Here is a 12954-nt window from a genome sequence, read left to right on the forward strand (position 1 = left end):
GTGGCTCTAACACACTCACAGGCAACATTGCAGATCTACCTGCTGGGTTGACGTATTTAGTTATCGGTGGCTCTAACACACTCACAGGCAACATTGCAGATCTACCTGCTGGGTTGACGTTATTAAATATCGGTGGCTATAACACACTCACAGGCAACATTGCAGATGCACCTGCTGTGGTGACATATTTAAGTATCAGTGGCTCTAACACACTCACAGGCAACATTGCAGATCTACCTGCTGGGTTGACGTTATTAAATATCGGTGGCTATAACACACTCACAGGCAACATTGCAGATCTACCTGCTGTGGTGACATATTTAAGTATCAGTGGCTATAACACACTCACAGGCAACATTGCAGATCTACCTGCTGGGTTGACGTTATTAAATATCGGTGGCTCTAACACACTCACAGGCAACATTGCAGATCTACCTGCTGTGGTGACATATTTAAGTATCAGTGGCTCTAACACACTCACAGGCAACATTGCAGATCTACCTGCTGGGTTGACGTATTTAGTTATCGGTGGCTCTAACACACTCACAGGCAACATTGCAGATCTACCTGCTGGGTTGACGTTATTAAATATCGGTGGCTATAACACACTCACAGGCAACATTGCAGATGCACCTGCTGTGGTGACATATTTAAGTATCAGTGGCAGAAACACCCTTGCTGATTATACTGCAGGCAGAATTTGGGCAAATAATTTTCGTCATTTATATTTACGTCCAGCTGCAGGTTATGGTTTATCTTCTACCGAAGTTGACAATCTGCTTATAGATTTAGCGAATGTGAATACATTTACTAATGAGAAACAAATAGATATTGCAGGCAACAACGCTCCTCGCACGTCAGCAAGTGGCGCTGCAGTATCCACTTTAATTTCAAAAGGCGTAACAGTAATAACAAATCTATGATGCAGAATGAAATATCAGGAACGATTATAAAGAGGATTATAAAGAATCGAAGACATATTTGGCAGATAATCTAAATGCTTTTGAAAGCGATAGCTTAAAAGGCGTACGCAAAAGGCGGCGTGCTCGCAGGGCGCTACGAAAAGGAAGCCCGGAAGGCTGACAATATGGCATATAGGAATAACAGACCGGGGGGTCTATATTTCTCACGCTAACTGTAAAAATTTCTCATTTTTCGTGAAAAGTTATACTAATACGAATTTTCGCATTAACCGGACTTGTGGGGGGATGTATGAATCAATTCATTTCAGAAAGTGCCATTCGCTTCTTTGACAGAATTTTATTACCATCGTTTAAATCAAGCTGGAATCTTTCAATCAATTCTTGGAGGCTTTCAGTTAATTGCGTAAGATTATTCGTGGAATGTGCAATTTGAGATGTACTGGAAGCTGCTTGTTGTGTTACTGTGGTAATATTTTCGATGCTTTTACTAATTTCTTCTGCTGAAATCGATTGTTCCTGGCTGGCACTGACAATACTATCAATTAGATCTGAGACGTTTCTTGCAGATTTATATATTTCTTTCAGGACGTTATCAATTTCATCGGTAAGTCTCTTTCCTTCTTCGACTGAAATTTTTGCATTTGCCATCGACTTATCGGCTTCTCGAACTTCCAATTGTATCGATTTAATGGTATCGGCAATTTCCTTAGTGGCTTTTGTAGTTCTTTCAGCTAATTTGCGTACTTCATCGGCAACAACTGCGAAACCGCGACCCTGTTCACCAGCACGGGCTGCCTCGATAGCAGCATTGAGTGCCAGAAGATTTGTCTGGTCGGCAATTTCATCAATTACGCTCGTAATTTCGCCTATCTGATCGGTCTTATTTGCCAGCGTTGCAATTATACTGGCTGCTTTATCCGATGATTCTACAATTTTATCCATTCCTTTTTTTGTATTGGCAGTTTTATTTGTCCCTAACTCAGCTGCCTGGCTCGATTGTTTCGACATCTCAGCTACCTCAGTGAGGTTATCCGACATATCGAGAATCGATTTTGTCATCTTTTCAATTGAATATGTAATTTCGTTGACCTGTTGATTTTGCTCCTGTGCACCAGCCGCCATTTCTTCGGTAGACGAGGAAATTTGTATTGCCGCGCTTGCTGTGGCATTTACCACTTCCCGAACTTTGATTAAGATTTCCTTTAATTCTTCAATCATGCGGTTGATATCATTTCCGAGATCGTAAAGCACACTCTTGGGATCAATATCAAGTTTATGTGTTAGTTTACCGTCTGCAATTTCCCGAATAACACTGGCTATCGGAGCAATCTGCTCTTTTAAGTAAGCTTCGTTTTTCTCTTCTATTTCTCTCATATCAGTAAAGAATACAAATGCTCCGTCCATTTCACCTTTCGAGTTCTTAATCGGTCCGGATTGAGCCAGTATTGGAATTTCATCGCCTTTATTATTTTTAATGAAAGCTTTGTCTCCCTTTAGAAATTTACCTTCTACTGCACGTCGACTTATCGAATCAGTTCCAAATACTTCTTTTACTCTCATTTTGTTTATTATTTCTTCTGGTTTGTATGGTGAATTTATTATGTCGAGTGCTGCTTGGTTAATGTAAGTTATTGTAAGATCATTATTGATTGTAAAAAATGCACTTGAGACACCGTTCTGGAAACTTTTAAAATGTGCAATTTCATTCTTTATTTTTGTTATCATTTCTGCGAAAGAACGATTCAGATTCCCAACTTCGTCTTTCCAATCGGTATTTTCGAATTCGATATTAAAATTACCTTTCAGAATTTCGGACGCTTTGTTTGCAAGTTTATTAATCGGTTTTACAATTACTTTTGTTATTAGCGGTATAAAAAAGAGCATTACAATAACGGTAATAATAATTATTAAAATTGTTATCGATTTCGACTCTTCTACTTGTGCTAATGTTGTGTTGTTGAAATTTTCTGCTTCCGAATCGTAAAGTTCAACAAGTTTTTTCAAATGGACTTTAGCAGCATCGAACTTTTCAAGTGCTTTGACAGACAATAAATTGTTTTGCAATACTAATTCTTCAATTTGCTCATTGTTTTCTTCAGGAATAAGTTGGTCGATTTTTCTCTGATTCTCAATTACTTGCTGATGAATAGATTTCCATTCTTTCCAGTCTTCTTTGAATTGTGCCCAGATATTTGCCTGCTCTTCAGTTTTATCAAGATTATCATAAATATTCCAGGCTTTATCAGCCCTTTCAAAAGCAGAATTAATCGAATTGTAAATCGATTCTCTGATACTTTTGTCTTTTAGGTCTCTGTTAAGAACACCTCTTTCTGCACTTAGTGCCGAAGTTTCGGCTTGATAAAGTGTAATTAATGACTGAATAGATGGAAGAACATTTTTCCCTAAATAATTAATTACATTTTCTTCTTTGTTTAAATTCTGGTAAGCAAGAAATGCATTAATGCCAGTCATTATTACAATTGCAGTAAAAAGGACTACAATCTTTGTTAAAATTTTTAAATCATAAAATTTTTTGATCATAGCTTCCCCTTACTTATAGAAAAAAATTTTGACAAATCTTACCTTATTATCGATTCTTTCAGAGAATAATTAAATTTAATTGAAACTTTCCCGAATTTTTCAAAATGACAGGAATGATAGTTTAACAGGCACGAAAAATTCTTTGAATGAAAAGGAATCGAGACGAAGCTGAAATGTTATTATTAAATTTCATTTGAGTTGATATAGAAAAACAGGTTTTAATTGAGATATGGAGAAAAATTTTTTTGGGAAGAAGACAGGAATTACCAGCGAAAAGAGACTTCTTGTGAATCTATAGATACCGGATAAAATGAGTAGGGAGCGGACATCACTTTGAAGTAATTCCGCTCCTTTTAATTTTTAATCCACAAAAGTTATCCATCCGAAACGGTCTTCAATTTTTCCGTATTGAATTCCGGTTAGCTCGTCGTATAATTTTAATGCTAATTCACCAGGTTCGGTGTCACTGAATTTAATCTCTTTATCGTTGTATTTAAGTTTACTTACAGATGATATTACCGCAGCAGTACCACTACCGAAAATTTCGAGAAGTTCACCTTTATCTGCAGCATAAAATAATTCATCGATAGCAATTAATCTTTCATTAATATTGTAGCCCCAATCTTTTAAGAGCTCTATAACAGACATTCTTGTTATTCCTGGTAGAATTGAACCAGTTAGAGCAGGTGTGGCAATTTCATCTTTAAAGCGGATAAAAATATTCATTGCACCGACTTCTTCGATATATTTTTGTTCGATTGCGTCGAGCCATAAAATTTGAGAATAGCCTTCTTTTTTGGCTTCTTCCTGAGCAATTAAACCAGCTGCATAATTGCCTGCAGCTTTCGCTTCACCCGTTCCTTTACGTACTGCCCGTATGTATTTATCAGTTGCCATGATCGGTACCGGTTTAAAACCTTGAGGATAATAAGGTCCAACGGGACTCAAAATTATAATAAACTTATATGTGTCAGCTGCACGTACACCGAAACAGGGTTCTGTAGCAAATATAAACGGACGAATATAAAGTGAATGCCCGGGTTTCTGCGGTATCCATTCAGAGTCGAGCTTGACTAATTCTTTTATGGCTTTTAATGCCAGTTCGGAATCCACTTCCGGAATGCATAATCTTCTTGCAGAACGATTAAGCCTTTCAATATTTTTTTCAGGTCTGAACAAAGCAATTTTACCATCAACCTGTTTATAAGCTTTCATTCCTTCGAAAATTGCCTGTCCATAATGAAATACCATCGCAGCCGGATTGAGATTTAGATTTTCATATCTTTTAATAGTTGGTGTCTGCCAGCCCCCTTTTTCTCTATCGAAATCCATCTCGAAAATATGCTCGGTAAAAATTTTCCCAAATATCAGATTCTCTGGAAGTTTAACTTCTTTTCTCTTTTCGCTGTCGATTATTTTAATTTCTTTCATGGCTTGTACCGCTTTATATTTAATTTTTTGTTATTTATGTTACAAAATAATCGAAATAAATTCTAATTGGCAATATTAAGGGATTTAATTAACTTGCATTTAAAATAAATGTAGGGGCGAAATGGTTAAAAAAATCGGGTTGGCAGTTACATTCTCGCCTAACGGACTTTCGCTTTTGAAAAACGCTCATAAACTGGCGCAATTGTTTGGAGCAGAACTGGTGGTAATCCATGTAGGCGAAAAGAATTCCGATAAAGAAATTAAAATGAATGAATTGATTCGCGAAGCTGGCTTAAAAGAAGGCGATTATTTGTTAATCTGGCAGATGGGTGAACCTGCGGATACGATTATCGATGTATGCATTAAAGAAAAGGTCGACTTATTAGTTTCGGGCGCCCTTGAAAAAGAACCGCTTTTAAAATATTACACCGGCTCGGTAGCTCGAACTCTTATGAGAGGAGCTCCATGTTCTGTGCTTGTACTGGTTAATCCGGAAAATAAGATTATTAAATTCAATAAAATATGTGTAGGGGTGGATTATACGCCATTAAGCGAAATAGCCGTTAAAAAAGCTTATAAATTGGCTCTACTCGAAAAAGCAGAAGAATTCATCCTGGTAAGAGAATTTCAAGTACCGGGGCTCGCGATAACTATTTCCGACGGTGGTAATACAGAAGAGACCGAATCTAAGAGATTAATTTGGCAAAAAGAAGAAGAAATGAAACTGAAATTATTTGCCGAAGAGCTTAATCTTACTGAAATCAAACCTCAACTTGTTTGTCGCTACGGGAAAGAAGGCTGGGAATTAAAACAATTCGCTCAACAAGCTGGTTGCGATTTACTGGTTGTTGCTTTGCCGTCAAATAAACTAAAATTTTTCGATCGTATTTTCAAACACGATATTGAATTTATTTTCAGTCAACTCCCATGTTCATTACTAATAATTCGTTAATTATTTTTTGCCATCAATGTCAATGAGTGCTTCTGAAATAACTTTGTTTCTGGTGGGACTGAGTATAATTCTTCTTTTTGCAAGAGGATTCGGGGAATTACTTCGATTGGCAAAACAACCGATCGTAATTGGTGAGATTATTGCAGGGATTGTGCTCGGACCAACTATTTTTGGAACAATTTTCCCTGGAGCATTCAATAAACTTTTCGTGCAGTCTGATACGATTTCGATAGCGCTCCACGCAATTACACTTTTAGGAATTGTTATGTTGTTGCTTGTATCCGGTATTGAAATCGATTTACCCCTCTTGATCAGACAGAGCAAAAAAGCGCTTTTAATTAGTATTCTGGGAGTTGCATTTCCTTTTATACTCGGTTTTACGTTTGCATATTTTTTTCCTCATCAATTCGATATCATAAATGACGAAGACAGATTGATATATGCTTTGTTTATCGGTACGGCGCTATCGATAACTGCCCTGCCGGTTGTTGCTCGAACATTGATGGATCTTAATATTTTCAAATCCGAAATTGGTTTTTCAATTATTACATCTGCAATGTTTAACGACCTTGTTGGATGGATTATCTTCTCGATTATTCTCGGTATGATTGGTTCAAATATAGGACACGGAATTAGTGCGGGAAATACAGTCTTGTTGTTGTTTGCTTTTATTGTTGTTTCACTTTTCTTCTTCCGCAAAATTTTTGATTATTTGTTTGGATTTGCAAAAAAATATCTTTCGAATCCGGGGGGTATCCTCAATATCATTTTCATTATTGGATTTAGTGCTGCAGCTTTTACAGAATATATCGGTATACATGCAATTTTCGGTGCCTTCATTATCGGCATTGCCATCGGAGATTCGGTGCATTTGACTGAAGATGTCCGTGAAATTATGAATCAATTTGTAACAAATATTTTTGCTCCCTTGTTTTTTGTATCAATTGGCTTGCGAATCAATTTCATACAGAATTTCGATCCATTACTCGTAATAATATTGCTAACTTTGTCGGTAGTCGGTAAAGTTTTTGGTTCAACATTGGGCGCCCGACTTGGCGGTTTCGATAAGTATGATTCATGGACTATCGGATTTGGTTTAAATGCACACGGCACAATCGAATTGGTGCTCGGTACTGTTGCCTACGAAGCTGGTTTAATTAATGAACGGGTTTTTGTGGCATTGATAATTATGGCGCTCACCACAACGCTTACAAGCGCGCCTTTAATGAAATATTTTATTGACAAAACAAAAACTAGATTTACTCTTGCCGGAATTCTTTCTAAAGAAGCAATTTTAATTTCGGATAATTCGATTATGGATAAAAAAATATTGATTGAAAAACTATCCGAAAAACTCGCTGAAGTAAATGGATTAGATAAGAATTTAATCTTTAATGAGGTCTGGAAAAGGGAACAGACTCTTTCAACAGGATTGGAAAATCATTTAGCATTACCGCATGCACGTTGCAATGTTAAATATCCGGCAGCTGTTGTTGCAGTTCATAAAAAAGGAATTAACTTCGATTCGCTCGACGGCAAACCTGCTCACTTGATAATTCTATTGGTAACACCTGTGGATAAACCAGAATTACAATTGGAACTACTTTCCGGAGTTGTCCAAAAATTAGGCAAAAAAGAGATTATCGATTATATTTCAAGTCTAAATTCTAAGGAAGAAATAGCAAAAACAATAAATCGGCTATTCACGTCATGAAAATTTTTCAAAAAATTGGAAGAGCAACTTTAAATTTTTTTCAGGAAAGTGGACAGGTATTCAGATTAACCGGTGAAATTTTTCGTTTTGCTCCTTCGTTACTTAAAGGGAGGAAAAATTTTTTCTATCAAATGGAGCATATTGGGGTAAATTCAATTCCGCTTGTTTTTATTATAGCAGTTTTTACAGGTGCAGTTGCAGCCTGGCAGGCAGCTTATCAGTTGAAAGGGATAGCGCCACTCTCATTTCTTGGAGCAACAACGAGCCGCGCTATAATCACTGAGTTGGGTCCAGTTCTAACTGCAATTGTTATAGCTGGCAGAATTGGAGCTTCAATAGCAGCCGAATTAGGCTCGATGAAAGTAACAGAACAAATCGATGCTCTCGAGACGATGGGCATTAGCCCCGTTCGTTTTCTTGCCACACCACGTTTTTTTGCAGCTGTTTTGATGATGCCTGTACTTGTAATTTTTGCAAATATTATTGCAACTTTTGGTGCATATTTTATTTCCAACTTTTTTCTCGGAGTTTCGTTTACAGTCTTCTTCGAATCGGTTAGAAGATATTTCCTTTTTGGGGATTTTGCTTTTGGACTCTTTAAAGGAATGATATTCGGTGGAGTTACTTCGTTATTGGGTTGTCATATCGGATTCCGTACAGAAGGAGGTGCCGAAGGCGTTGGAAAAGCTACAATTCGCTCGTTCGTATTAAGCGCGGCAATGATTCTTATTCTCGATTACTTTTTATGGACGCTCGTATTTTAGGTGAGGAAAGCATTACTTGCTTAATTATGCGACTAATCTTAATTTTTAGTTGAGATTATCTAAATAAAAATATCAATGATACAACTAAAGGGGCAAAACCCCTTAATATTAATTATCATTTTTCTTCTTCCGATAAAAATACACACCCTTGTACCAACCGAAAAGAACAAAATTTTTTTCATTAAACCAATCAAAACAATGAGAGGTAGCCATGTCAGAATTTGTAAATTATCTAATGAATCTGGTTAAAACAAAAAATCCAAACGAACCAGAATTCCATCAAGCCGTCTACGAGGTTGCAATATCACTATCACTTGTAATGGAAAGGCATCCAGAATACAGAAAAGAAAAGATTCTCGAAAGGATGGTTGAACCGGAACGCGTTATAATGTTCCGCGTACCGTGGGTTGACGATCAGGGGGAAGTGCAAATCAACAGGGGATACCGAATCGAAATGAATAGCGCCATTGGACCTTACAAAGGAGGTTTGCGTTTCCATCCATCGGTAAATCTTGGAATACTGAAATTTCTGGCATTTGAACAGGTATTCAAAAACAGTCTTACATCTCTACCAATGGGTGGGGGCAAAGGGGGTTCGGATTTCGATCCGAAGGGAAAGAGTGATGCGGAAGTAATGAGATTTTGCCAGAGTTTTATGAACGAACTTTATCGACACATCGGTCCGAACACCGACATACCCGCCGGGGATATTGGAGTAGGAGGCAGGGAAATTGGCTATCTCTTTGGACAATATAAAAAGCTAAAGAATGAATTTACAGGTGTTTTAACCGGCAAAGGATTAAATTGGGGCGGTTCACTTATTAGACCCGAGGCCACAGGATATGGCTCGGTTTATTTTGCATCCGAAATGCTGGCAACGCGCGGTGAAACTCTTGAAGGGAAAAAATGCCTTGTTTCAGGCAGCGGAAACGTTGCACAGTATACAGTCGAAAAAATAATTGAACTCGGCGGTAAAGTACTAACACTATCAGATTCGAACGGCTATATTTATGACGAAGAAGGAATTGATGCAGAAAAATTGAAATACGTAATGGATTTAAAAAATAACAGACGGGGCAGAATTAAAGAATATGCGGAAAAATATAAAAATGCTCTCTATACCCCGGTCGACCCAAATCTCGATTACAATCCATTATGGAACCACAAAGCCGACTGCGCATTCCCCTCGGCAACTCAAAACGAAATTAACGGTAAAGATGCACAGAATTTATTGAAGAATGGAGTTTACCTCATTAGTGAAGGTGCAAACATGCCATGCACACCCGAAGCAATCGATTTATTCCTCGATGCAAAAATCCTCTATGGGCCTGGCAAAGCAGCTAACGCCGGTGGTGTAGCTACTTCGGGACTCGAAATGGCTCAAAACAGTATGAGATATTCGTGGACACGTGAAGAAGTCGACAATCGATTAAGAATAATAATGAAAAACATTCATAAAACCTGCGTGGACATTGCCGAAAAATACGGCACACCTGGAAATTACGTTAATGGTGCTAATATCGGCGGATTTATTAAAGTGGCAGATGCTATGATCGACCAGGGTATTGTATGATTTTTTTTCTACATGAAGTAGTTGATTATGGACAATGTTATAAAGTTTAACAAAGAATTAATAGAAAAAAGCAGCTTCTCGAAGTTTCAGGATTTCCATAATCTGATGCGTTACAGAATTCGGGATATTCTGCTCGTATCGAGTCTTTATGACCTCTATATCCTCGAAGAAGACAAACGGTTATATGAATATATTCGACATGAATATGAAGGTTTGAGTCTAAGCCATGCGCCGGAACTGGTTCATAAATCCAGCGGCACCGAGGCGATAAGAATGGCTCTCGACGAAAGAAAATTTGATTTGATAATTACCACTCTTCACATCGAAGATATGTCGCCCATTACATTTGCAAGAAGAGTTAAAGAAGCCGGCCTCGATATTCCGGTTGTCCTCCTCGGCCACGACAATAGAGAAATGAACGAACTCCTGGCTACCAAAGATTTTTTAATTTTCGACAAAGTGTTTATCTGGCAGGGCGACTATAGAATAGTTCTGGCAATTATTAAATTCCTTGAAGATCGGAACAACGTAGAAAACGACACAAAAAAAGTAGGTGTGCAGTCGATTATATTAATTGAAGATAATGTGCGGTTCTACTCTTCGTACTTACCAATTATCTATACGGAAATACTAAAACAATCTCAAAATCTTATGGCAGAAGGATTGAATCTTTCCCATAAGTATTTGAGAATGAGGGCGCGTCCGAAAATTTTGCTTTGTACTACGTTCGAAGAAGGATGGGAGTATTTTGAAAAATATGAAGAATATGTGCTCGGAATTATATCAGATATCGATTTTAAAAAAGAAGGGATACACAATCCCAATGCAGGCATTGAATTCGCAAGAAAAGTCAAAGAGAGACATTCGGATATTCCAATTTTACTTCAATCGACATTAGCAGAAAACGAAATCAAAGCAAGGGAGATTGGAGCTGATTTCTTGATAAAGAATTCACCCACTTTGTTAGAAGATTTGAAAAAATTTATGCTGGATAATTTTGGCTTTGGCGAGTTCAAATTCAAGGCACCCGATGGCAAAGAAGTAGGGCGTGCAAAAAATTTAATTGAGCTTGAGGCACAGCTGAAAGTAATTCCCGACGAAAGCCTGCTGTACCATGCATCTCGAAATCACTTCTCAAACTGGTTAAAAGCAAGAACCGAGTTCTGGCTGGCTCATCGACTGAGGCCTCAAAAAGTGACCGATTTTATCACAACCGATGAGCTACGTAAGAGTCTTATTAATTCATTAAGAGAATTCAGAAAATCAAGACAGGTAGGAATTATATCCGATTTTAATAAAGAATCGTTCGACCCATCAATTACTTTTGCACGCATAGGTGGAGGTTCACTGGGCGGTAAAGCCAGGGGTTTGGGATTCGTTAATCGATTGCTAAGCGATTTCGACATACGTTACCATTTCAAAGACGTTAAGATCTTTGTGCCTTCTGCGGTCGTTATCGGGACGGAGGTATTTGATGATTTTGTAAACAATAATAATCTTCTCAATTTTGCTCTTCGATCAAATGACGATTCCGAGATTAAAAAGAAGTTTCTTAATGCCAGAAAATTTTCTAAGGAAGTTGTTGATTCATTAAAAGATTTTCTATCCATCGTCAAAAGTCCAATTGCGGTAAGGTCTTCGAGCCTTCTGGAAGATTCTCAAGATCAGCCTTTTGCAGGTGTATATGATACTTTTATGCTACCGAATAATGAGAACTCTCTTGATTTGCGCCTCGATAAACTGCTAAAGACCATCAAACGAATTTATGCTTCGATTTATTTAAAAAAATCGAAAGATTATATCAGGATGACTTCCTATCGACTTGAGGAAGAGAAGATGGCTGTTATAATACAGGTGCTCGTAGGTTCAAATCATAATGGTAGATTTTATCCCGAGTTTTCAGGTGTCGCAAAGTTATACAATTATTATCCGATATCACCTTTAAAAAGTAGCGATGGCATTGTTGCAGCAGCACCAGGACTTGGTAAATACATTGTTGACGGTGAGATGCCTTTGCGATTTTCGCCCAAGCACCCGGGCCGTTTAATTCAGTTTTCGAGCATCGACGAAATGTTAAATCTTACGCCAAATCATTTTTATGCGCTGGATATTAATTCCGAATTTAATGTGGAAAACATTGACGAAGAGAATATAATTAAGAAATATCCTCTTCATGAGGCTTTAAAAGATGACACTCTTAAATTTACGTGTTCTACTTACTCAAACGACAACAATAAAATTTATGACGGCATTGAACGACCAGGTCCAAAGTTATTTACACTACTTCCCATTCTAAAATACAAAATATTCCCGCTGACAGATATTTTGAATCTTCTACTTGAAATGGGCAATTGGGGTACTGCTTCGCCGGTAGAGATCGAGTTTGCTGTTAATTTGAGTGTCAGACACGGCAAGCCGGCTGAATTTGCGCTCTTGCAAATGCGCCCCATGGTAATCAACAGCGAGGTGGAGGAACTGGATGTCTCGAATTATTCTCACGATACGTTGTTATGCAAATCGAATAACGTGCTGGGCAACGGCATAAAGAATGACATCAGGGACATAGTTTATGTAAATCGTCATAAATTCGAATCGAAATTTACCAGTATGATGGCCGAAGAAGTTGAATATTTCAACAATAAATTAATCGGAATGCGTGCTCCATACCTGTTAATCGGAATCGGCAGATGGGGAAGTCTTGACCCATGGCTCGGAATCCCTGTTATATGGGAACAGATTAATGGCGTTGGAGCAATAGTCGAATCGAATTATGGACACACAAATATTATTCCTTCGCAGGGTTCTCACTTCTTTCAGAATCTTACTTCATTTAAAGTGGGCTACTTTTCTATAAATCAAATTGATGAGGAAAATTATGTCGATTGGGAATGGCTTGATGGTCTTGAACCTCTTGAAGAAAAAATTTATACGAAGCATATAAGACTCGAAAAACCTTTGACCATCAAGATTAACGGTCAAAAAAACTACGGAATAATTGTCAAACCAGAATAAATTGGAGAAACAGACAAAAAAAATTATATTTCACTTACATAAAA

General features: G+C 37.6%; 7 protein-coding genes and 1 pseudogene. 6 read left to right on the forward strand and 2 right to left on the reverse strand.

The features are described 5' to 3' along the window. A pseudogene (locus ACUN8G_RS00960) lies at positions 1–923 on the forward strand (hypothetical protein); the annotation flags it as partial. A 294-nt stretch (positions 924–1217) separates the two neighbouring features. On the opposite strand, the gene ACUN8G_RS00965 reads toward ACUN8G_RS00960, so the two are convergent. Together ACUN8G_RS00965 and ACUN8G_RS00970 are read right to left on the reverse strand one after the other, a co-directional pair. After that, positions 1218–3464, reverse strand: a complete 2247-nt coding sequence (locus ACUN8G_RS00965; protein ID WP_437346927.1) for a methyl-accepting chemotaxis protein — start codon at positions 3462–3464, stop codon at positions 1218–1220. Between the two features lie 360 nt (positions 3465–3824). Further along, positions 3825–4895 (reverse strand): branched-chain amino acid aminotransferase, encoded by a 1071-nt coding sequence (locus ACUN8G_RS00970; RefSeq protein WP_437346928.1) that lies wholly within the window; start codon positions 4893–4895, stop codon positions 3825–3827. A gap of 121 nt (positions 4896–5016) precedes the next feature. On the opposite strand from ACUN8G_RS00970, the gene ACUN8G_RS00975 reads away from it, so the two are divergent. The 5 genes from ACUN8G_RS00975 (at position 5017) to ACUN8G_RS00995 (ending at position 12910) form a co-directional block, all read left to right on the forward strand. Continuing rightward, positions 5017–5847 (forward strand): universal stress protein, encoded by an 831-nt coding sequence (locus tag ACUN8G_RS00975; RefSeq protein ID WP_437346929.1) that lies wholly within the window; start codon positions 5017–5019, stop codon positions 5845–5847. Positions 5848–5869: 22 nt separating this feature from the next. Next, a complete protein-coding gene (locus ACUN8G_RS00980) occupies positions 5870–7561 on the forward strand; it encodes a cation:proton antiporter domain-containing protein (RefSeq protein WP_437346930.1) in 1692 nt (563 codons plus the stop codon). Continuing rightward, on the forward strand, positions 7558–8325 hold the full coding sequence (locus ACUN8G_RS00985; protein WP_437346931.1) for an MlaE family ABC transporter permease: 768 nt from the start codon (positions 7558–7560) through the stop codon (positions 8323–8325). The genes ACUN8G_RS00980 and ACUN8G_RS00985 overlap by 4 nt, the downstream gene beginning before the upstream one ends. Before the next feature lie 211 nt (positions 8326–8536). After that, the gene (gene gdhA, locus ACUN8G_RS00990; protein WP_437346932.1) at positions 8537–9898 is read left to right on the forward strand and encodes an NADP-specific glutamate dehydrogenase; all 1362 of its coding nucleotides are present in this window, start codon (positions 8537–8539) and stop codon (positions 9896–9898) included. A 27-nt stretch (positions 9899–9925) separates the two neighbouring features. Beyond that, positions 9926–12910 carry a PEP/pyruvate-binding domain-containing protein gene (locus tag ACUN8G_RS00995; protein ID WP_437346933.1) on the forward strand — a complete coding sequence of 995 codons (2985 nt, stop codon included), beginning with the start codon at positions 9926–9928 and terminating at the stop codon, positions 12908–12910. Positions 12911–12954: the final 44 nt, after the last annotated feature.

This window comes from Melioribacter sulfuriphilus, assembly GCF_052656625.1.